Raw genomic sequence first — 20,633 nt, 5'->3', positions numbered from 1 at the left:
CGCCTAGGCCAACAACGGATCCAAACCGCCCGCTTGATCCAGAGCGTGCAGATCGTCATAGCCGCCGATATGCTGGCCGTTAATGAAAATCTGAGGAACGCTGCGCTTTCCCCCCGAACGCTCGATCATTTCCTGCATCCGCGTGGGATCGGCCCAGATATCGACTTCTTGAAATTCCTGGCCCTTGGCGCGTAGCAAAGCCTTGGCTCGTACGCAATAGGGGCAGGATTGGCCGGTATAGAGTTCAATCTTGGGCATGTTTTTTCCTTCCGACCTTGATCATAGCGGCATGGGTGGATTTTGTCATGGATGGACGAAAGGCCCGCATCTTGCTACCAGTTAAGCTATGAGACTGATATCCGGCACCGGTAATCTGCCCCTTGCCCAGGCCATTGCCGGGCATTTGGACATGACATTGACCGAAGCCGCCATCCGGCGCTTTGCCGATGGCGAGATTTTCGTCGAGATATTGGAGAATGTGCGCGGCAAGGACGTGTTCGTGCTGCAGCCGACATCCTGCCCCGCCAATGACAATCTGATGGAACTGCTGATCCTGATGGACGCGCTGCGGCGCGGCTCGGCGCGGCGCATCACGGCGGTGCTGCCCTATTTCGGCTATGCCCGGCAGGACCGCAAGACCAGTCCGCGCACGCCTATCTCGGCCAAACTGGTGGCCAATCTGATCACGGCGGCGGGAGCTTCTCGAGTCCTGACAGTCGATCTGCATGCGGCGCAAATCCAGGGCTTTTTTGATATTCCGGTGGATAACCTGTATGCCCTGCCGGTCTTTGATCGGCATATTCGAGACCGATATCCCGGCCTAGAGGGCGTCACGGTCGTCTCGCCCGATATTGGCGGCGTGGCCCGCGCGCGCGCCTTGGCCAAGCGGCTGGACAATGCAGATCTGGCCATCATCGATAAGCGGCGCGACGGTCCGGGCCGTAACGAGGTGATGCATGTCATCGGCACGGTCCGCGATCGGCACTGCCTGATGGTCGATGATATGGTCGATAGCGGCGGCACATTGGTCAAGGCGGCGGCGGCCCTGCGCGAGTCCGGCGCATGCAGCGTATCGGCCTATGCTTCGCATGGCGTGTTCTCGCCGCCTGCGTCACGCAATATCGAATCTTCGGTTATCGAGAATCTGGTGGTGACGGACAGCATCAAGGCTTCTCCTGAGATTGCCGCTTGTTCGAAAATCGAACGCCTATCCCTCGCGCCATTGTTGGCCGAGGCCGTTCGGAGCATCCATGACGAGCAGTCGCTTTCCGCTCTGTTCGATTCCTTCCCGCACGGAGCATTGTGATGAGTGAACCCGAATCCGGCTTGACGCGCATCTGTCGCCGCAGGTTACAGATAGAGGGTCGTGAGACGTTCTTCTTGTGGAACCTGGTCGCTCTGCTGGTTATTAGCGGTTTTTCCAAGCTGCTCACACGACGGGGAATAAAAGAATCCATACCTCTTTTATTTCGTCTTGATATGTCGCAAGCGGTTGATCATCTGTGCCATGGCGGCATTCTGGCCTATGTGCTGCGCGGCATGGTGTCGAAAAGGACATACGCAATATGACCACACATCATCGCGCACCCGGCGGCATCGCTCCCGAGGATATCGACACGCTTCTTGCCAGCGAACAAAGACTGCGCGCCATACTGGAGATATTGCCTCATCCGGTGGTCATCGTCGACGACCATGACGGCTGCATCATCTTTGTCAATCGCCGTGCCGCCTTGTTATTCGATCCGCCGGTGCGCGATTTGTTGCACCATCCCATGAGTTCGTTCTTCACAGAACCGGGAGAATGGGAAAGGTTGGTGGATGTATTGAAGCAGGTGCCAGAGGTTCACGACCTGGAATCCGAAATGACCTCGCGTTCGGGGCGGCGTTTTGCCGCTGAGATCGCGATGATCCACGTGGATTATGGCCATCATGGAGGTATTTTGCTGGCATTGAGCGACATCAGCGTACGTAAGAAGCTGCAAGAAGAGCTGCTGCATCAGGCCACCACGGACGTGCTGACCGGCATCAGCAACCGCGCTCATATCCTGTCCCAGGCCAATCAGGAAATTCGGCGCGCCCGACGCTTTGGAAGACCTCTATCGGTGTTGATGCTGGATATCGACCACTTTAAATCCATCAATGATCGCTACGGACACGGCGCGGGTGATGACGCCTTGCGCGCTTTCGTCGCGGGCTGTCAGTTAACTTTGCGCCAAACCGACCTGTTGGGGCGCCTGGGCGGTGAGGAATTCTTGGCCGTGCTGCTGGAAGCCGACCTTGCCACCGCCGCCCAATCCGCCGAACGTCTGCGTCGCCGTATTGAAACGCTGCCTATAGAGCTGGAAGGCGGCCTTCACGTTCCCATGACCGTCAGCATCGGCGTGACCTCCTTAAATCCTAGCGATGCCGATATCGACGATCTTCTTAAACGCGCCGACCGCATTCTTTATCAAGCCAAAAACAGCGGCAGAAACAAAGTGTGCCTGGATGACGGCAAGGCATAGAGGGAGGGTCCTATCCCCACGCAACCTGGCTGCCATCGCCCGGAAGGACGGACAGGAACTGGGCGTGGTCCCGCATCGTGGAAAAATCGGCGGCGTCGGTTCCCGAAAGCCAGGCTTGCGCGCCCAGGCTTAGGATTTCTTGGCCCATAGCCTGGCGACGGGCATCGTCCAGATGCGCGGCCACCTCATCCAGAATCAACAAGGGCGTACGTCCTGAATACTGGCGTACCAGCCGCGCATGGGCCAGCAGCACGGCGACCAAAAGGGCTTTTTGCTCTCCCGTCGATCCATCTTGGGCCAGACGATTCTTTTCGGCAAAACGCACGGCCAAATCCACCTTATGCGGCCCGCGCAAGGTCATGCCGGCTTGGGCGTCCATGGGGCGGGACTCGCGCCAGATGGTGGCTAAGGTGGACGCATCCTCGGGCATGGCATGCGCTGCGCCTTGCATGGTCAGTCGCGCGATGGGAAAGCTCGGCCCCGTCTGGGCGCATGCCTCGTCCAGCGCCGTCGCCGTCCGCGACCTGGCGCTGTGGATGGCCACGGCTGAAGCCGCCATTTGATCTTCTAAAGCGTCCAACCAACCCGTATCGGCGGTGCCATGAATCAATAAACGCAGGCGTTCGCGCATATTCTGTTCATAATGCTGCACACGCTGCGCATGATCGGGATCCAGGCCGAAAACCAGACGATCCAGAAAACGCCGCCGCGCGCTGGTCGATTCGGCCAGCAGGCCATCCATGTCCGGCGTCAGCCAGCTTAGCGCCATCAAGCGCGCCAGATCGGCCTGGCTGCGTGCGGCCTTACCATCCACCTTCACGATCCGCCGCCTTGCGGCATCCAGCCCCGTGCCAATCTCGACCGGCGTGCCTGCTCCCGTCTGTATCCGGGCAAACACGCTCCAGCTTGCGCGTCCCTCGCGGCATAAATCGGCGGGTCGGGCGCGGCGCAAGCCACGCCCTGGTCCCAACAGGCTGATAGCCTCCAGTAGATTGGTCTTGCCCGCGCCGTTGGGACCGATCAGCACCACCGGCGAGGATTCCAGATCGATATCCAGGCTCGGATAACTGCGAAACTCCGACAGACGCACCGTGCGCACCGCCAAAGACGGTGCGCTTACTGGTAAAGACGCGCCCTGTTCCGTCACAGACGGATCGGCATCAACACATACAGCGTGCTGGGATCGCTGGCATCCTCGACCACCGCCGGCGACATCGCCTCGCCCAAGGTGAATCGCACGGTGCCTTCGGGAATCAGCTGCAACACATCCAACAAATAGCGGCTGCTGAACCCCATATCCAGTTTGGGTCCCTTATAACTGGCCTCAAGGTCTTCCGAGGCCGTGCTGCCGTCTTGAGAGCTGCTTGCCGACACATTGAGATGCCCATCATCCATAGACAGATGCATCAGGCGACCCGAGTCCAGGCTCATGATCGCCACGCGGTCCACGGCTTGGGTAAAGGCGCGCGAGTCGATCTCCAGCACGCGGTCATTTCCTGCCGGAACGACGCGGCGATAATCGGGAAACTGGCCATCTACCAAGCGCGTGGTCAACGACACGCTGCCCATGGCGAAACGCGCCTTGGTCATCGTCACGGCCAGTTCAACCATGCCGTCGTCGGCTTCGTCCAGCAAACGACGCAATTCATTGACGGCTTTGCGCGGGATGATCACCGCAGGCATGCCGCGCGCGGCGGCAGGAACGGCGCGTTCCGCCCGTGCCATACGATGGCCATCGACGGCCACGGCACGCAGCATAGGGCTTTCGCCTTCGCTGGCGTTTTCAAGATGCAGATACAGTCCCTGCAGATAATGACGCGCATCGTCGGCGGCAATCGCCATCCGCGTGTGGTCGATCAAAAAGCGTAAATCCGCAACCGGCATCGAGAAGCGGTTGGGGAATTCGTCGCGCGAGATCTGCGGAAAATCCTCGACCGGCAGCGAACCCAGGCGAAAGCGCGACCGTCCGGCGGCCAACAGCATCTGAGAGCCGTCCAGCTCCATCGTTACCATCGCGCGATCAGGCAGCTTGCGCACGATATCGAACATCATATGAGCCGGCACGGTGGCCTGACCGCCGCGCGCGATTTGCGCGGGCACCCGCTCGAAAGCTTCCATTTCCATGTCCGTGGTCATCAGACACAGTTTTTGGTCCTCGGTCACCAACAGCACATTGCCCAGAATCGGGATCGTGGTGCGTCGCTCGACGATGTTCTGCACCCGCCCCAAGGCGCGCAGCAGCTTTTCCTTTTCGATCTCGACCTTCATAAGTGGATGTCCTTTCGTGCGAAAACCGACTCGCGGATAGGCAAGCCTAACATCGGCTTTCCCGGGCTTCCAGTACCATGCCCAGACGGCGGACGCCACCCCTACACGCACCAGAAATGCCTTGTAACCGCCTTATTTTACTTCAAATGTTAGATATTTGTTAATGATACGGATTTACTGTGGAGAGAGAAAGAAAAGGTGTCGCCCGTGTCCAGAACTGCGAATCACGTTTGGTTGCAACCCTCGAGTTTCCAGGGATCTCGCATGAACGCGCAGCATAACCGCTATTATATTGAGTTGTACTGCGATGAGCGGGCAGGGGAGCCGCGTAAAGATATGGAATTGCGTCGTCAGCAGGCGGCGATGGATTTCGTGTCCATGATGCAAGAATGGGTTCGGGAAACCGGTTGTGGCGAACAAATCTCCAATATTTCCGTGACACCGATGGGGCAAGTGATGTTGGTATGCACCCCGGTCTTCGTGCGCCATATTCGCAGTCAGGACGTAACGGGCATCTCTTCGATCCGTGAAGGATCGTTGCAGGGCGAGATCATTCGTCGCTTGACGCCGGGCACACCCGAAGCTGCCCTTTTACCCCCCTTTACTTCGTCGCGCAAAGTAAGCCTTTCCTAGACGCTATCCGCGAAGGCTCGTGTGGACGTCATGCGGGCTTTGCCTCATGCTTGGCCCCATGACCCACCCACCGCTTTCCGGTCCCAGCCTGGTTTGGCTGAGATGTGATCTGCGTCTTGACGACAATCCCGCCCTAGATTTGGCCGCAAAATCAGGCCCGATGGCGTTGCTTTTTATTCTCGAGGAAGACCCAGCCGATCCCTGGCCGCTTGGCGGCGCGTCCCGCTGGTGGTTGCATCATTCCCTATGTTCTTTCGAATCGACGTTAAGAAGCTTGGACATCAAGCTTTTTTTGCGCAGAGGAACGCCGCAGCAGATTGTGCCCGATCTGGCCATCTCTATGGGCGCGCGGCAAGTCATCTGGAATAATCGCCATGAGCCCCATGCTGTCGCGCGCGACAAGGCCACGAAAATGGCCCTAGAAGCGATGGGCATTGCCGTTCATGTGCCATCAAGTGCGTTGCTGGTCGATCCCCAACATGTGCGCACGGCCAGTGGCGGGCCGTTTCGTGTCTTTACGCCCTTTGCCAAAGCCTGCGGCTCTTGCGATATTCCCCAACCCGTCCCTTGTCCCGATGCGATGGTCATGGCCCCGGCCTGCGCGGATATTGTCTCGGATCGACTTGAAGATTGGAAGCTTTTGCCCCGCACGCCCGATTGGGCGGGAGGATTGCGCGACTCGTGGCAACCGGGCGAGGCCGGCGCCCTTAAGGCATGGAAGCGCTTTAAGACTGACGCCTTGAATGACTACGCCGCCGCGCGGGATATTCCGGCGCAAAACGGCACGTCATGTCTATCTCCGCATATGCACTGGGGAGAGATCAGTCCCCGTCGTTTGTGGCATGAGACCCAGGACATGGCACATATCTGCGCGTCCGGCGTTCAGAAATTTCTGGCCGAATTGTTATGGCGGGAATTCGCACATCATTTGTTGGCGCATAACCCCTTGATGCCCACAGAGCCACTTCAGCCGCGCTTTAAGCATTTCCCTTGGCGTCAGGACAAGGAGGCTTTCGATCGCTGGACGCGCGGTCAAACGGGAATCCCGATCATCGATGCCGGAATGCGTCAGTTATGGCAAATGGGCTGGATGCATAATCGGGTGCGGATGATCGTGGGATCGTTCCTGGTCAAGAATCTGCTGTTGCCTTGGCAAGATGGACAGGCCTGGTTCTGGGATACCTTGGTCGATGCGGATCTGGCCAATAATGCGGCGGGCTGGCAATGGATCGCAGGATGCGGTGCCGATGCCGCGCCCTATTTCCGCGTCTTTAATCCCGTCCTGCAATCCACAAAATTCGATCCCGCAGGCATATATATTCGCCGTTTCGTTCCCGAACTTGCCGCGCTTCCCGATGATTCCATCCATGCGCCATGGCAGGCACCTCCTCTGCGCATGGCCGAATTCGGGATCGTTCTGGGGCGGGATTATCCTTTTCCGATGGTTGACTTGGCTCAAAGCCGAGCAAGAGCGTTGGCGGCTTTGAGTCTGGTTTCGGTACAGACCGGAAAACCGCCACAATCAAGATTATGATCTATCCCAGCAGGCGCAGAGGAAATGCCTGCTGCCCTAAATCATCCTCTAAAAGGAGCCAAACATGTCATTCCGTAAAATTGCTCCAGTCGCCACTATGGCACTGATGATGGCGTCTGCGGGGACTTCCTATGCCGCTAAGGAGGGATCTCCTGGCGCGCCGCCGATGATGCCCACGCCTTCCGCGGGTGCGATGGAACCAGGATATGCCATGACACCCGAAGGAATGGCCAAGCGCCATGAGGCCATGAAGGTAGAGATGGAAAAGCGCTGGCAGGATCAGTTCAGCAAGCTTTCTGCCGAGCAGAAGAAAGCCCTCAGTGATGTTCTTGATCGATTTGGCAAGCTGGATGACAACCAGAAACAGATGGCACTGATGCGCATAACCGGACCCATGGCGAGACCTCACATGGGCGGGCATATGGGGCCGCCGCCGATGGGCGGCGCTCATGGTGGAATGACTCCACAATCCGGCATGCCTGCCTCGGGTAGCATGGCACCATCTGTGCCCTCATCACCCAGCAAATAGCTGGTATGTGGCGTAAAAGCGGGGCAGGCCGTTAACCGGCCTGCCCCGGTTATATCCACGGCTTGGACTATAAAATACATGAAGCCTCATGGTTCTTGATATCCCAGAGCGCATGTCATTGGGGAAACATTGGACTGATAACATGATCAAAAAAGGCGGACCTTTCGGCCCGCCCCTCTTTTTAAGACCTTGGGGTTCCCCTATCGCTCCATGACAGCAGATATAGAACGAAAGCCAGTTTGAATCGCGGGGCGGATATGAATACCGTGTGTCTTACAAGGGCGTTATGCCTCAGTTACATCTGATTGATGCAAACAACGGGATGATGAATGCCGTATTTAATCGCCATCGGCGGGCATGTGGGAACGGGCAAGACCTGTTTGGCCTATGGGTTGCGCGGGGTTGTGCCTTTCTTGCGTGATGCCGTGATCCTGGAGGACGACCAGATACGCCGCCAGGTGATGGGCGTCGCCTTGGGCGTCACAATGGAGCCAAGGGCCTATGAGAACGACATATCGGCGCGCGTCAAAGACATGATCGACCAGCAAACGCGCGCCGCCTTGGCTGGCGGGGTCAGTGTTGTGAATCCTTCCGGCTTCTTTTCCCTAGAGTCGCGCAATCAGGCCAAGCTATGGGCTGCGGAATGCGCGGCGACCTTCGTGGGATTATGGCTTGTCGCGCCGCGCCAGGTGATGGAGTGCCGCATTCGCCAGCGTCAACATGAACGCGAAACGCTGCAGGAATTACGCCTTGAAAACGGCCATGCCTCGGATGCCTGTGTGGCCGTGATTGATAAATTCGGGGAATTGAATCCACCGGATGACTCGGCATGGCATGTGCTGGATGCGAGTCTTTCGATAGATAGGGTGTGTCAGGCCGCTGCCCAGAAAATAGGGTGAGTGAGAGTCTTGCGGTCTCATGCCTTTCACAATCTCAAAGACTAAATGACTGGTCCATTTTTCTTTCCATGAGGAAGAATAGAGATCATCGATATCCCTTTGTCTTTGGCTACCCCTGTTATCCCCGTTATTCACAAGCCAAAAGAAATGGACGGCATCCACACTTTCGATTAAGGGATGCAGGATCGAAACGCCATATCAGAGGGTGTGATGAGCTTAAAGAAAAGAACCGAGTCCAACATCGCGGAATCCGACCAAGACATATGGAAAGACGATTGGTTGGATTCAAGAGGGATCGCTGATCATCTGACGCCTATGTTGGAGAAAATAGATCAGCCCTTCGTGATCGCCCTCAATGCCGCCTACGGTACAGGCAAGACGTTTCTTTTGCGTCGCTGGCAAAGAGACTTATGTGCGAAAGGGCACAAGGCGGTGTATTTCAATGCATGGGAAACGGATTATTCGGATAACGCCTTTGCGGCTTTTATTGCGGCGATCGACCAACAGCTACGTGACACGATAAGATCAAAGGTCACTGATAAAGGAAAGAAAATATGGGATATCGTTGTTAAAGAATCAGCGCCATTGATCTTAAAGGGTTTGGTGAGGAGAGCTATCGGCCAGGAGGCTCTAGACTCAGTATCCGATGTTATCAGCATCAGTCAGGGCGATGTCTCGGATCGTGTCGAGTCCCTAGCCAAGGATTTGTTGTCCTCGCAAAAGAAAATGGCAGATTCCATTGAAGGGTTTAGAGTGGCATTGGATAAATACATCAAAATCCTAAATGATGGGAAAGAGGACCAAGGCACAACAAAAAAGTTGATTATATTCGTCGATGAATTGGATCGTTGTCGTCCGACCTATGCCATCGAGATTCTTGAATGCATCAAGCATCTTTTCAACGTCGATGGCGTTGTATTTGTACTGGCTATCGATATCGAGCAGCTTAAAGCCACCATTCACAAAATTTATGGATCATGCGACGATGGAGAAGGATATCTAAGGAAGTTCATCGATTGGCAATTTAATTTGCCCAAACCTTCCACATATCAATTTGCAAATAAGTTATACGAAGATTTTGGTATGGAAGATTTAAATATACATGGAGATAGAATACATTACTTAAATAACAAAGAACCACTTATTAATAGTTTTAGTATGATAGCACAATTATATAATATGTCTTTACGAGAGATGGCTCATGTTTTTACTGATATATATTTGTGTATAACCATGCTAAAACAAGAAGAATTTATTTTTAGCTATGCTCTTGGAATAATAGCGCCCTTGCGCCATAAATTAACATCGCATGAGATAAGCGCATACTGCCGTGGAGGAAAATACAATGATTTAATCAATATAATTGGTAATAATATTAGAGACAACAAAGAAATAAATCAACGCATTGATATAAAGAGAACGAAGTTATATCTTCGTGCAGTTTTCATGAATGACGCTGATTATATGAAAGCCTGCACAGAAACCCCAGCCACTTCATGTCTGGATAATGATAACGTTATTAATTATAGAAAATTATATGTTGGTGATAATGCTTTGCCGCCCAGATCTAGCTATACAGCAGCCTCCATCGTCCTGGACCGTTTAGAAGGTCTGTCGTTCATCAAAGCATCGGATGGGTAGCGCGAACAAAAAAGGGCGGACCTTGCGGCCCGCCCCTCTTTTTAAAGCCTTGGGGTTCCCCTATCGGCCCATCACCGCCGATCCGGCATAGCGGGCGCAGCTGCCCAGCTCTTCTTCGATGCGGATCAGTTGGTTGTATTTGGCCAGGCGTTCCTGACGGCACAGCGCGCCGGTCTTGATCTGGCCGGCGTTCACGGCCACGGCCAAGTCGCTGATGGTGGTGTCGGTCGTCTCGCCCGAGCGGTGCGAAGAGATGGTGGTGTAGCCAGCCTTATGCGCCAGGTCGATGGTCTGCAGCGTCTCGCTGAGCGTGCCGATCTGGTTCAGCTTGATCAGGATCGAATTGGCCACGCCCTTTTCGATGCCCTGAGACAGGCGCTTGACGTTAGTGACGAACAGATCGTCGCCCACCAATTGCACCTTGCTGCCCAGTTTGTCGGTCAGGGCCTTCCAGCCATCCCAATCATCCTCGGACATGCCGTCTTCGATCGAGAGGATGGGATAGGCGGCGGCCAGCTCGGCGTAATATTCCACCATCTGGTCGGGAGTCAGGCTCTTGCCTTCGCCCTTCAACTCGTATTTGCCGTTTTCGAACAGCTCGGTCGCGGCCACGTCCATGGCCAGCATCACCTGCTTGCCGGGCTTGTACCCTGCCGTTTCGATGGCCTTCATCAGATAGTCCAACGCCGAGCGCGTGCCGGGCAGATTGGGGGCAAAGCCGCCCTCATCGCCCACGCCGGTGTTGTGTCCGGCGTCTTTCAGCAGCTTTTTCAGTGTGTGGAAGATTTCCGCGCCCATGCGCACCGCCTCGGAAAAGGACGGCGCACCCACGGGCATGATCATGAATTCTTGCACGTCGATGGGGTTGTCGGCATGCGCGCCGCCATTGATGAAGTTCATCATCGGCACCGGCAACAGCGAGGCAAAAGTGCCGCCGATATAGCGATACAAAGGCAAGCCCGCCTCTTTCGCGCCCGCCTTGGCGGCGGCGATGCTGACGCCCAAGATGGCGTTGGCGCCCAGGCGCGCCTTGTTGGGCGTGCCGTCCAGGGCGATCAGCACATGGTCCAACGCCAATTGGTCGCTGACCTCAAAGCCGACAACCTTCTTGGCGATCTCGTCATTCACGGCACCCACGGCCTTGGTCACGCCCTTGCCCAGGTACTTGCTCTTATCCCCGTCGCGTAGTTCGACGGCTTCATGCGCGCCGGTAGATGCGCCCGAGGGAACGGCCGCGCGGCCCATCGCGCCGCTGGCGGTGAAGACATCCACCTCGACGGTGGGGTTGCCTCGGCTATCGAGGATCGTGCGCGCGGCGACGTGGGCAATGCGGGACATGGTCTTGAGTCTCCCTTTTGAGGCAAGAGGAATAGTTGATACGACTGGGCCTCTTGTAGCGCACCCGGTCTTCCTTCGCCAAGGGGTTTGATCTTTGATGCCGCAAGCATTGCTTTTAACGAAGGGGGCCGTCAAAGTCGCGCCATGCGCAATGATGTTGTTTATCTGTGGCGGTATAAACCGATAGAGGGGCAGGCGGGATTGCCGCCTCGTTATCCTTCCGAATATCCCGGCCTATGTTATAATCATGTCGTTTTCGAAGCGATGGCGGATAGCCAACCTTATTACTATGGACGCGTCGATCATTGGGCGCGACGCTTTCACCGCGCGGATATGTATAAGTTCTCCTCCAGCACCTGGTCGCTCATTGCGAATTTTGGCGCGGATCGCTGTGTAATCGCCAAACGTTATTATGGAGTACACCATCATTTGGCTTATAAAGGCTATATACAACTCGAACATTCTGGTGGGGCGTCTGGTCTCTTGTCGGATATTGGGTCGAGAAGAGCCTTGCGCAATCTGATGACCACAGTGAGTCAGATGAACCGGGGTGCTTTGCACCCTATGCAGAACATGAATTTGCCTCTGCCTCAGCCAAGATTATGATCGGAGTCTGCCAGGGAGGGCAGCGACACATGGAATATCGAGTAGGCGACAGCACCGACACGCACCGCTTTGAACCGGGCGAGGCTATTTTGTTGTGCGGCGTGGCCATACCTTGCGCCTATCGTTTGTCCGGCCATTCCGATGGCGACGCGCCCTTGCATGCTTTGACCAATGCGTTATTGGCCATCATCTGCGCGGGAGATATCGGGGTGCATTTCTCGCCCGACGATCCGCGCTGGAAAGGCGCGGACAGCGCGATCTTTGTGCGCCATGCCTTGGAAAGCTTTCAAAGCCAGGGCTGGCGCATCGAACATGTCAATCTGACCATCGTGGCGCAAGTCCCCAAGATCAAGCCGCACCGGGAAGCGATGCGCAAGAACGTGGCGCAGCTGTTGGGAATCGCGCTGGATCGGGTGAATATCCAGGCCACCACGGAAGAGGAAATGGGTTATACCGGCCGCCTAGAAGGCCTGCGTGCCAAGGCGCTGGTCACAGCCGCCAGGCCATTTTCATTCAAGAGGTGGTGGAAAACCCGCAGGACGCTATTTCAGGCCCAGTTTAAAAATTAACCATAAAATCCAGTCACAAAAATAAGATCAACTCTCTACTTTCATTTTCGCGTGATACATTCACGATCAGTGCAAACGAGGAGAAGTTATATGAAGAAAACATCAGGTGTTCTTGGCCTGTCATTATGTGCTTTTCTGACATCATGCGCGCACGAACCTTACAGGACAGGTGGTGCAGACGATGCGCAGTATCATGCTAATAAGGATTTGGCGCGCGCAGATCTCGTGGTTGACAATAGTGAACGTGGTGGAATCGCAAAATGCGTCAGCGCGGCCCTCGCCCTGGCCGAGCGTGAGAAAAGGGATATCACGGTGTTTTGTAAAGGGGGCCTGGATAAGGACGGCTACCAGAATGCCTACGTAATTAAGTGTGATCCCGATGGTCAATGCACAAATGATGGCGGCATTTATCAACTATTCCATGGTCGGGCGGTAATATATATGAATAATGGCGGCGCGATTCCTGAAGGTCTTTATCCGATGTCAGGTATGCCGTCGCGATCAGGGACGGGGCAGCAGCCATCAAAAAAGAGGCACCCCGCCCCCAGGTGAAGACTGTAGGCAGGCAGGCTTTTTGTCCGGACGAAAAGGAAGATCAGTCGGCATATGGGGAAAAGGTATCTGGACCGGGTCGCGCGTACCGGTACAGCTGCGTTCCCCGCCCATTCATTGGCCGTTCGCTTTCGCAGGCCATACCGTGATTGCACAGGATTTGCGCGGGAGATATCGGGGTGCATTTCTCGCCCGACGATCCGCGCTGGAAAGGCGCGGACAGCGCGATCTTTGTGCGCCATGCCTTGGAAAGCTTTCAAAGCCAGGGCTGGCGCATCGAACATGTCAATCTGACCATCGTGGCGCAAGTCCCCAAGATCAAGCCGCACCGGGAAGCGATGCGCAAGAACGTGGCGCAGCTGTGGGGAATCGCGCTGGATCGGGTGAACATCCAGGCCACCACGGAAGAGGAAATGGGTTATACCGGCCGCCTAGAAGGCCTGCGCGCCAAGGCGCTGGTCACCGCGCGTCGCCCCTTTTTGCTGGGGCGGTGGTGGCGGGGGAGATCCATGGACAGGCGAATAGTTTCGTTATAAAAACACTATACCATGATCAGTCCAACATAAGGAAAAGCCATGTCTGACCGCTTCATCGTGAATCTGCTGCGCAAGATTTGCCCCGAGATGGGCGTGAAGGTCGTCTTCGAAAGCACCTTTGAATGGGTGGGATATCTGGAGTTTGCCGATGGCGCGCGCAGTTTTTTCCGCAACACCAATTTTGGCATCAACCCGCAAGGCGCGACCGAAATCGCACGCGATAAAGGCTATGCCGCCTATTTCCTGAGGCAGTTTGGCTATTCGGTTCCCGATCATGTCCTGTTGGTCGAACCTGAATTGGCCGACAAGATGCTGGCCAGGAATCCCGATTATGCGGGCAAGATGAAAACCATTCAGGATGCGCGTGACTTCGCACAGAAATCGGGTTGGCCGCTTGTGGTGAAACCCAATGACAAAAGCCAGGGACAAGGCGTGTATGTGGTGCATGACATGCAGGAAATGGAGCAAGCCATTTCCAGCAATTTTAGCATCACCAAGCATGTGCTGGTTGAAAAATTTCATGAAGGTCAGGACTATCGCGTTGTCGTCTTAGGTGATCAAGTAATCTCGGCCTATCAAAGAATGCCTCTGGTCTTGGAAGGTAACGGGCATGACGATGTGGCGACATTACTGCGACAAAGGCAGGAGGAATTCGAGCGCATCGGACGGGATACCGTGATCCCCGCCCAGGACCCCCGCATCACGGCCAATTTATCGCGCCAGGGGTTGTCTTGGGCCAGCGTTCCTGAACAGGGAATGAAGATTACATGCTTTAACAACGCCAATCTGTCCACAGGCGGTGAAGCGCGGGACGTAACGGGAGAGATTCATCCCGATTATGCGCGGCTTTGCATCAAAGTGGCGCGCGATATGGACTTAACTTTATGTGGGGTCGATGTATTGACGCCGTCTTTGACCAAGCCATTGGGACCTTATGTGATCGTCGAGATCAATGCGGCACCGGGGCTTGATAATTATGCCTCCATGGGTCAGAAACAGCAGCTTATTGTAGAAGATCTGTATCGCCAGGTTATTCATCAAATAGGTGATATCAAATCGAACCGGCCATCTTCGCCAGGCATAGGTATGGGTGGGAAGCCCGTACTGCCAAGACCTACTCAAGGTTAGTTACGGAAGGGGTTGTCCCAATCGGTAGAGGACGGTTCCACGATCATTCAGCGGGCGTGTGCTGGCGAGGGACATGCCGCATGAACCAAAGGCATCTCTAGGATCTGTCGCGTTACCTTCGCGGCATTGAAACAGAGCGATGCCTGTGCCGAACATGATGTTGTGTTCAATGGTTAGATCGAACCCGGTGTATCCATGGTTTTCTAACCAGAAGCGATAGATATCCGCGCCGCCCAGGATACATAGGCGATCCCCGCCGCTGTGATTGCCGATCTTTTCTAGGAAATCTGTCTTGTCGTGCTCCAACGGGTTGATGAACAAAGTGTGATGGTTGGTTATGCATTCTGCGGCGATAGATCGGGTCAGGACGATCCTCCGCCTTTTCTTGATATTGGGATGCAGATCATGCGTCACGCGCCCCATGACGCATCCATGCGCCTTATCCAAGGCCTCTTGGAGATGTCGAAAATCTTCAGCGCTGGCCCATTCGGATGCCAAGTGATTCTTGTGCTGGGCCAGAAAGAAATCGGCACTGACCACGGCCAGTCCATGGAACATCATGGTTTTGTCTTGTCCACAAATGGCACCAACAAGGGGGCGAAAATATCGTCCTCGCGCGCGATGGTCAGGTCCTGGCCGTGGTCTTGGTCGGTCAGGGTAAGGCCGGGCCAGCCGCGCACGATCACGACCGGGGTGCATTCGTCGCCCTCGCCCATCACCGACACCGCCGCCACGGCGATGGCGTCCACGATATTAGACTGGGTAAAGCGCAAGGGGCGACCGAAGATATCCTGTTGCCCACGGTAATCCCGCAATGGCTGTAAGCCATGGAACCCGATGGAAATGCCCGTCACGCCCCATCTCATGGGCGTGCAATGGCTGTCGGTCACGATGACGGCCAATTCGGATATGTTCCTGGCTTGGCGCAACTGGGCGCAAAAGCTCCGCGCCCATCCGGCGGCGTCTTGGGGCCATAGCGTGTAATAGCCTTGGCTGTTGCTTTCGTCGATGCCGGCCGAGGCGATCAACGTGCCGTCCTTGATCGTCAAGGTCACGTCATAGCGCGAGGTTTGACCAGGAATCAGCGCATCGGCTTCGCGCTCGATCAACGTCTTTTTGTCGATGGAGCCGACGGGCACGCACCGGCCCTGACCGATGGCCACGATCTTGGATGTGACGACCACCACGTCTTGCTCGTGCAAGGGCGGCAGGGCTTTAATCAATTCATCGGTCACCGAATCCTGCGGGGGCAGGAAAGGCCGTGTGCGAACCGGAATCAGGGATATCTGGGCCATAACGGGGCCTCCTATGATCTTCCCTACTATGGGCAAGCCCGGATTTTCTGTCAAAAACACATGGCCCTTCAATAACGGCCCGGAATTTTGCTAAACTACGCTTCCATTTATTGAATCGGAAAGTCAGGGGACACGAACATGCATCCGTATCGCACGCATCATTGCGCGGAATTGCGCCGCGCTCAGGTCGGTCAGAAGGTCCGTATTTCAGGCTGGGTGAACCGCAAGCGCGATCATGGCGGCGTTTTGTTTTTGGACCTGCGCGATTTGCACGGCATCACCCAATGCGTGGCCGCCGCCGGCAATCCGTGCTTGGGCTTGGTTGAGGATGTAAAACTGGAATCCGTGGTCACCATCACGGGCGAGGTGGTCGCGCGTCCGGCCGAAACGCTCAACGCCGATCTTCCCACGGGCGAGATCGAGGTCAAGATCGAGCAGTTCGACGTGCAAGGCGTGGCCGATCCCGTACCCCTACAGGTCAACAGCGACAGCGACGCGGGCGAGGAAGTCCGTTTGCGTTATCGCTTTTTGGACCTGCGTCGTCCCAAGATGCAAGAGAACATCCTGTTGCGCAGTCGATTGATCGCTTCGCTGCGGCGGCGGATGTTGGAGCAGGGATTCCACGAGTTCCAAACCCCGATTCTAACGGCCTCCAGTCCCGAAGGCGCGCGCGATTTTCTGGTGCCTTCGCGACTGCATCCGGGCAAGTTTTATGCCCTGCCCCAAGCACCGCAGCAGTTCAAACAATTGCTGATGATGGCGGGCTTTGACCGCTATTTCCAGGTCGCGCCCTGCTTTCGCGACGAAGACAGCCGGGCCGACCGCTCGCCGGGCGAGTTCTATCAGCTGGATTTCGAGATGGCCTTCGTGACGCAAGAGGATGTCTTCGCGGCGATCGAACCTGTCTTGCAAGGTGCGTTCAAGGAATTCGCGGGATTTCGTCGCACCCAGCCCGCCACGGTCAGCGATTTGCCCTTTGTGCGCATTCCCTATGACGAGTCCATGCGCCGTTATGGCAATGACAAACCGGATTTGCGCAACCCCTTGGTGATCGAGGATGTGGGGGCGGTCTTTGCGCGGGAAGATGTCAGTTTCCGCGCCTTTCGCGGCGTATTGGACAAAGGCGGGGTGGTGCTGGCCATCCGCGCGCCGGGCGCGACCGCCCGTCCGCGCAGCTTTTTCGACGCGCTGGACGGCTGGGCCAAGGAACAGGGCGCGCCCGGTCTTGGCTATGTGATCTTCGAAGGCGGGGCGGGCAAAGGCCCTATCGCCAAATTCCTGCCCGAGGCGGCCCAGGCCGAATTGCGCCGCCTGACGGGTTGCGTGGATGGCGACGCGGTGTTCTTCGTGGCGGATATGATCAAACCCGCTCAAAAGCTGGCGGGGCAAGCGCGCACCCGCATCGGCGAGGCCTTGGACGTCATTGAAAAAGACGCCTATCGCTTTTGCTGGATCACCGACTTCCCCATGTACGAGCTGAACGAGGAGACCAAGCGCATAGATTTTTGTCACAACCCGTTCTCGATGCCCCAAGGCGGCATGAAGGCGTTGCAAGAGCAAGACCCGCTGACCATCAAGGCCTATCAGTATGACATCGTGTGCAACGGCATCGAGATATCCTCGGGCGCCATCCGCAACCATGTGCCCGAGATCATGATCAAGGCCTTCGAGATCGCAGGATATCCGGCCAGCGATGTAGAGAGCCATTTTGGCGGCATGCTTTCCGCATTCCGCCTGGGCGCGCCGCCGCATGGCGGCTCGGCGCCGGGCATCGATCGCATGGTCATGCTGCTGGCGGACGAGCCCAATATCCGCGAGGTCATCGCTTTCCCGCTGAACCAGCGCGGCGAGGATCTGATGATGCAGGCCCCGGCGGAAGTCACGCCCGAACGCCTGAAAGAGCTGCATATTCGCTTGGCCTTGCCGGTGGCGCATGACAAAAAAGCCTGATCATGCCGCGCGTCTTGCGGCGCTGCGTGCGGAATTAACGCGGCGCAAGCTGGACGGCTTTTTTGTCCCGATTGCCGACGAGCATCAAAATTCCTATGTGCATGACAGCGCGAAGCGTTTGGCCTGGCTGACCGGATTTACCGGCAGTCATGGATTGTTGATCGTGCTGCCGGACCAAGCGGCGTTGTTCGTGTCAGGCATCTATGAATTGCAGGCGCGCAAGCAAACCGACTCTAAATTGGTCAGCACGCATCACATGGTGCAAACTCCGTGGACGGATTGGATCAAGAAAAATCTGCCGGCCAAGGCTCGGCTGGGATTCGATCCCTGGCTCCACACGGATGCTTGGGCAAAACGGGCGCAAGAGATGGTACAGGCGGCGTGCGGAAAAATCGTGCCGGTCGCGCATAACCCGGTGGATCGGATTTGGACGGATCGTCCCGCGCCGCCTTGCGCGCCGATTGTGGCGCATCCGCGCCGTTATACGGGTCGCCTCAGTGCCGATAAGCGGCACGAGATCGCCGCCGAATTAAAGAAAAACGGTCAGGACGCGGCGGTGCTGGTGGATCCGTCCTCCATCGCCTGGCTGCTGAATCTGCGCGGCGGCGACACGCCCGACACGCCCTTGCCTTTCAGCTTTGCCGTGCTGCACAGCGACTCGCGTCTGGATTGGTATGTCGATCCGCGTAAGATAGAGAAACTGGATAAGGCCGAGCTGCACGGTGTACGCCTGCATCCGCCATCCGATTTTATAGAGGCTATGGCCAAGTTGAAGGGGCGCGCCGTGCGCCTGGATTCGGCGGCCACCGTTCGCGCCATCGTTTCCGCTCTGGATAAAGCGGGGGCCAAGACCGTCATGGCCGCCGATCCGGTGGCTTTGCCCCGCGCCATCAAAAACGCCGCCGAACAGCGCGGCTTTCGTGACGCGCATCGGCGCGACGGCGTGGCCTTGGTCACGTTCTTTGCATGGTTGGACGCGCAAACCCGCAAGCGCGAGGTCACCGAGATCGAAGCCTCGGACATGGTGGAAAGCTTGCGCCGCGCCGATCCTATGTGCCGGTCGCTCAGCTTTCCCAGCATCAGCGGCGCGGGCGAACATGGCGCGATCATCCATTATCGGGCGACCGAGGCCACGAATGCGTCCCTGCGTTCAGGCGATTTGTATCTGCTGGACAGCGGTGGGCAATATCTGGGCGGCACCACCGATGTCACCCGCACAGTGGCCATCGGTCAACCCAGTCCGCAGATGCGTCGCGCCTATACGCGCGTGCTGCAAGGCCACCTCGCCCTGGCCATGGCGCGGTTCCCCGAGGGCACGGTGGGCAGTCAATTGGATCCCTTGGCGCGCGTCGCTTTGTGGCGCGAAGGTTGGGACTATGACCACGGCACGGGGCACGGCGTGGGGGCCTATTTAGGGGTGCATGAAGGTCCGCATATGATCTGCCCGAACCGTTCGGGCCGCGAGGACGTGCCTTTGCGCCCCGGCATGGTTATTTCCAATGAACCGGGTGTGTATATCGAAAAAGCCTTCGGAATTCGGATCGAAAGCCTGGTTTTGGTGCGTAAAGACGGGGTTGGGTTGGGGAAAAAGCCCTATTTTTCCCTTGAAACCCTGACTTTGGCCCCGTTTGACCCGGCTTTGATCGATATATCCCTGCTTTCCGGCGAAGAACGCGCCTGGATCGACGTCTATCACGCCCGAGTGCGTGCGGAAATCGGGCCGCGCGTGTCTCCTGCGGCCCGGCGGTGGTTGAACCGCGTCACGCGACCCTTGCGGCTCAAAAAGCAAAAAGCTTAACCAAGCCTCCATCTTTGCTGGTTAGCCTAAAGGCTCGAATCTCTTCATTTCTTGGAAGAAGATGCACGCCTCGTGACCATGCCAAACTCCGATCTTGCGCTAGACCATGTCGCCGCCCTGCTTTTGGTGGGGGGACGTGGCATGCAGTTGGCCGAGGCCTATCCGGATCTGCCCAAACCTTTAATCCCCATTGCCGGACGCCCTTTTCTGGAATGGCAGGTCCGGTGGTTGGTGCGCTCGGGCATTCGAAATATTGTCCTGGTTGCCAGTTATCAATCCGAAGCGATCGAAGCATGGGCACGAAGGCGACAACCTGTCTCGGGCGAAAAGCTGCATTGCTATGTCGAGGAAGAGGCCATGGGCACGGGCGGTGCCGTGGCGCAGAGTCTGGCCGCTATGCCTTTGCTGCGTGACCGCCCTTATACGTTGATCGGGAATGGCGATATGTTGCTATTGGCGGACCTGGCCGCCGGGCTGAATCGCATGGAGAGTGAAAAGTCGCTGAGCGGCCTGCTCTATGCCGTTCCCGTAGCCGATACGTCCGAGGGAGTCCACCTTGATATTCAGGATGGTTTGATCACGGGTATGCAGGACCACCGGGAAGGAATCGGCATCCAGAATGCCGGATGGTATTTGATGCGCACGGACTGGCTGTCTCAATCCTTGCCGTCCAAGCGGTGCAGCCTGGACGGCGACGTGTTGCGCGGGGCCTTGCGCCATGGCGCGCAGCTTGGCGTCATGACCACCAATGCCCCTTTTATCGAGATCACCACGCCCGAATCCATCGTCTGGGCCGAACATTTCATGAAAGAAAACAAGAAGGTACTTAAAGGCACCTTGTGACCCTCCATAA

Annotated in this window: 22 protein-coding genes; 16 read left to right on the top strand and 6 right to left on the bottom strand. The window is 56.6% G+C overall.

Annotated elements, in window-relative coordinates; all coding sequences use genetic code 11:
* Nucleotides 1-3: 3 nt before the first annotated feature.
* On the bottom strand, nt 4-258 hold the full coding sequence (gene grxC / locus IPI58_02880) for a glutaredoxin 3 (protein QQR69623.1): 255 nt from the start codon (nt 256-258) through the stop codon (nt 4-6).
* Nucleotides 259-346: 88 nt separating this feature from the next.
* Between grxC and IPI58_02875 the strand changes: the two genes are divergently transcribed.
* From IPI58_02875 to IPI58_02865, 3 genes are read left to right on the top strand one after another with little or no spacing between them, the layout of a single operon-like run.
* A complete protein-coding gene (locus tag IPI58_02875) occupies nt 347-1,306 on the top strand; it encodes a ribose-phosphate pyrophosphokinase (protein QQR69622.1) in 960 nt (319 codons plus the stop codon).
* Nucleotides 1,306-1,569, top strand: coding sequence for a hypothetical protein (locus tag IPI58_02870; GenBank protein ID QQR69621.1), 264 nt, complete (start codon nt 1,306-1,308; stop codon nt 1,567-1,569). Before IPI58_02875 ends, IPI58_02870 begins: the two co-directional genes overlap by 1 nt.
* On the top strand, nt 1,566-2,504 hold the full coding sequence (locus IPI58_02865; GenBank protein ID QQR69620.1) for a sensor domain-containing diguanylate cyclase: 939 nt from the start codon (nt 1,566-1,568) through the stop codon (nt 2,502-2,504). The genes IPI58_02870 and IPI58_02865 overlap by 4 nt, the downstream gene beginning before the upstream one ends.
* Before the next feature lie 10 nt (nt 2,505-2,514).
* On the opposite strand, the gene recF is transcribed toward IPI58_02865, so the two are convergent.
* On the bottom strand, nt 2,515-3,603 hold the full coding sequence (recF, locus tag IPI58_02860; protein QQR70018.1) for a DNA replication/repair protein RecF: 1,089 nt from the start codon (nt 3,601-3,603) through the stop codon (nt 2,515-2,517).
* Between the two features lie 44 nt (nt 3,604-3,647).
* Nucleotides 3,648-4,772 (bottom strand): DNA polymerase III subunit beta, encoded by a 1,125-nt coding sequence (dnaN, locus tag IPI58_02855; GenBank protein QQR69619.1) that lies wholly within the window; start codon nt 4,770-4,772, stop codon nt 3,648-3,650.
* A gap of 264 nt (nt 4,773-5,036) precedes the next feature.
* Here dnaN and IPI58_02850 point away from each other — a divergent pair, with 264 nt between their 5' ends.
* From IPI58_02850 to IPI58_02830, 5 genes are all read left to right on the top strand, one after another.
* Nucleotides 5,037-5,405, top strand: a complete 369-nt coding sequence (locus tag IPI58_02850) for a hypothetical protein (protein QQR69618.1) — start codon at nt 5,037-5,039, stop codon at nt 5,403-5,405.
* Nucleotides 5,406-5,463: 58 nt separating this feature from the next.
* On the top strand, nt 5,464-6,939 hold the full coding sequence (locus tag IPI58_02845; GenBank protein QQR69617.1) for a deoxyribodipyrimidine photo-lyase: 1,476 nt from the start codon (nt 5,464-5,466) through the stop codon (nt 6,937-6,939).
* A 64-nt stretch (nt 6,940-7,003) separates the two neighbouring features.
* Nucleotides 7,004-7,468, top strand: a complete 465-nt coding sequence (locus IPI58_02840; protein QQR69616.1) for a hypothetical protein — start codon at nt 7,004-7,006, stop codon at nt 7,466-7,468.
* 329 nt (nt 7,469-7,797) lie between these two features.
* On the top strand, nt 7,798-8,367 hold the full coding sequence (locus IPI58_02835) for an AAA family ATPase (GenBank protein QQR69615.1): 570 nt from the start codon (nt 7,798-7,800) through the stop codon (nt 8,365-8,367).
* 210 nt (nt 8,368-8,577) lie between these two features.
* Entirely contained in the window at nt 8,578-10,008 is a 1,431-nt protein-coding gene (locus IPI58_02830; GenBank protein ID QQR69614.1) for a hypothetical protein, read from the top strand.
* Nucleotides 10,009-10,068: 60 nt separating this feature from the next.
* Here the strand turns inward: IPI58_02830 and eno are convergent, their stop codons facing one another.
* On the bottom strand, nt 10,069-11,346 hold the full coding sequence (gene eno / locus IPI58_02825) for a phosphopyruvate hydratase (protein ID QQR69613.1): 1,278 nt from the start codon (nt 11,344-11,346) through the stop codon (nt 10,069-10,071).
* Between the two features lie 87 nt (nt 11,347-11,433).
* On the opposite strand from eno, the gene IPI58_02820 reads away from it, so the two are divergent.
* The 5 genes from IPI58_02820 to IPI58_02800 all read left to right on the top strand — a co-directional run bounded on the left by IPI58_02820 (nt 11,434) and on the right by IPI58_02800 (nt 14,737).
* Complete coding sequence (locus IPI58_02820) at nt 11,434-11,952, top strand: hypothetical protein (protein ID QQR69612.1); 519 nt, start codon at nt 11,434-11,436, stop codon at nt 11,950-11,952.
* Nucleotides 11,953-11,981: 29 nt separating this feature from the next.
* Nucleotides 11,982-12,521: a 2-C-methyl-D-erythritol 2,4-cyclodiphosphate synthase gene (gene ispF, locus IPI58_02815; protein QQR69611.1), complete on the top strand. Its 540-nt coding sequence runs from the start codon at nt 11,982-11,984 to the stop codon at nt 12,519-12,521.
* Nucleotides 12,522-12,611: 90 nt separating this feature from the next.
* The gene (locus IPI58_02810) at nt 12,612-13,073 is read left to right on the top strand and encodes a hypothetical protein (protein QQR69610.1); all 462 of its coding nucleotides are present in this window, start codon (nt 12,612-12,614) and stop codon (nt 13,071-13,073) included.
* Between the two features lie 149 nt (nt 13,074-13,222).
* Nucleotides 13,223-13,609 (top strand): 2-C-methyl-D-erythritol 2,4-cyclodiphosphate synthase, encoded by a 387-nt coding sequence (locus IPI58_02805; GenBank protein QQR69609.1) that lies wholly within the window; start codon nt 13,223-13,225, stop codon nt 13,607-13,609.
* A 39-nt stretch (nt 13,610-13,648) separates the two neighbouring features.
* Entirely contained in the window at nt 13,649-14,737 is a 1,089-nt protein-coding gene (locus tag IPI58_02800) for an ATP-grasp domain-containing protein (protein QQR69608.1), read from the top strand.
* On the opposite strand, the gene IPI58_02795 is transcribed toward IPI58_02800, so the two are convergent.
* Together IPI58_02795 and IPI58_02790 are read right to left on the bottom strand one after the other, a co-directional pair.
* Nucleotides 14,738-15,298 carry a dihydrofolate reductase gene (locus tag IPI58_02795; GenBank protein ID QQR69607.1) on the bottom strand — a complete coding sequence of 187 codons (561 nt, stop codon included), beginning with the start codon at nt 15,296-15,298 and terminating at the stop codon, nt 14,738-14,740. It lies immediately after the preceding gene.
* The gene (locus tag IPI58_02790; protein ID QQR69606.1) at nt 15,295-16,032 is read right to left on the bottom strand and encodes a coenzyme F420-0:L-glutamate ligase; all 738 of its coding nucleotides are present in this window, start codon (nt 16,030-16,032) and stop codon (nt 15,295-15,297) included. The genes IPI58_02795 and IPI58_02790 overlap by 4 nt, the downstream gene beginning before the upstream one ends.
* Before the next feature lie 138 nt (nt 16,033-16,170).
* On the opposite strand from IPI58_02790, the gene aspS reads away from it, so the two are divergent.
* From aspS to IPI58_02775, 3 genes are all read left to right on the top strand, one after another.
* The gene (aspS, locus tag IPI58_02785; GenBank protein QQR69605.1) at nt 16,171-17,982 is read left to right on the top strand and encodes an aspartate--tRNA ligase; all 1,812 of its coding nucleotides are present in this window, start codon (nt 16,171-16,173) and stop codon (nt 17,980-17,982) included.
* Nucleotides 17,966-19,780 (top strand): aminopeptidase P family protein, encoded by a 1,815-nt coding sequence (locus tag IPI58_02780; GenBank protein ID QQR69604.1) that lies wholly within the window; start codon nt 17,966-17,968, stop codon nt 19,778-19,780. Before aspS ends, IPI58_02780 begins: the two co-directional genes overlap by 17 nt.
* 72 nt (nt 19,781-19,852) lie before the next feature.
* Nucleotides 19,853-20,623 (top strand): NTP transferase domain-containing protein, encoded by a 771-nt coding sequence (locus tag IPI58_02775; GenBank protein ID QQR69603.1) that lies wholly within the window; start codon nt 19,853-19,855, stop codon nt 20,621-20,623.
* Nucleotides 20,624-20,633: the final 10 nt, after the last annotated feature.

It is taken from the genome of Alphaproteobacteria bacterium (assembly GCA_016699305.1).
Lineage (GTDB): Bacteria > Pseudomonadota > Alphaproteobacteria.
This window is presented reverse-complemented; position numbering and strand designations above follow the sequence as displayed.

Coding starts and splice junctions, on each gene's coding strand:
- grxC (QQR69623.1), bottom strand. CDS start 258: ATGCCCAAGATTGAACTCTATACCGGCCAATCCTGCCCCTATTGCGTA.
- IPI58_02875 (QQR69622.1), top strand. CDS start 347: ATGAGACTGATATCCGGCACCGGTAATCTGCCCCTTGCCCAGGCCATT.
- IPI58_02870 (QQR69621.1), top strand. CDS start 1,306: ATGAGTGAACCCGAATCCGGCTTGACGCGCATCTGTCGCCGCAGGTTA.
- IPI58_02865 (QQR69620.1), top strand. CDS start 1,566: ATGACCACACATCATCGCGCACCCGGCGGCATCGCTCCCGAGGATATC.
- dnaN (QQR69619.1), bottom strand. CDS start 4,772: ATGAAGGTCGAGATCGAAAAGGAAAAGCTGCTGCGCGCCTTGGGGCGG.
- IPI58_02850 (QQR69618.1), top strand. CDS start 5,037: ATGAACGCGCAGCATAACCGCTATTATATTGAGTTGTACTGCGATGAG.
- IPI58_02845 (QQR69617.1), top strand. CDS start 5,464: ATGACCCACCCACCGCTTTCCGGTCCCAGCCTGGTTTGGCTGAGATGT.
- IPI58_02840 (QQR69616.1), top strand. CDS start 7,004: ATGTCATTCCGTAAAATTGCTCCAGTCGCCACTATGGCACTGATGATG.
- IPI58_02835 (QQR69615.1), top strand. CDS start 7,798: ATGCCGTATTTAATCGCCATCGGCGGGCATGTGGGAACGGGCAAGACC.
- IPI58_02830 (QQR69614.1), top strand. CDS start 8,578: ATGAGCTTAAAGAAAAGAACCGAGTCCAACATCGCGGAATCCGACCAA.
- eno (QQR69613.1), bottom strand. CDS start 11,346: ATGTCCCGCATTGCCCACGTCGCCGCGCGCACGATCCTCGATAGCCGA.
- ispF (QQR69611.1), top strand. CDS start 11,982: ATGGAATATCGAGTAGGCGACAGCACCGACACGCACCGCTTTGAACCG.
- IPI58_02810 (QQR69610.1), top strand. CDS start 12,612: ATGAAGAAAACATCAGGTGTTCTTGGCCTGTCATTATGTGCTTTTCTG.
- IPI58_02800 (QQR69608.1), top strand. CDS start 13,649: ATGTCTGACCGCTTCATCGTGAATCTGCTGCGCAAGATTTGCCCCGAG.
- IPI58_02795 (QQR69607.1), bottom strand. CDS start 15,298: ATGATGTTCCATGGACTGGCCGTGGTCAGTGCCGATTTCTTTCTGGCC.
- IPI58_02790 (QQR69606.1), bottom strand. CDS start 16,032: ATGGCCCAGATATCCCTGATTCCGGTTCGCACACGGCCTTTCCTGCCC.
- aspS (QQR69605.1), top strand. CDS start 16,171: ATGCATCCGTATCGCACGCATCATTGCGCGGAATTGCGCCGCGCTCAG.
- IPI58_02780 (QQR69604.1), top strand. CDS start 17,966: ATGACAAAAAAGCCTGATCATGCCGCGCGTCTTGCGGCGCTGCGTGCG.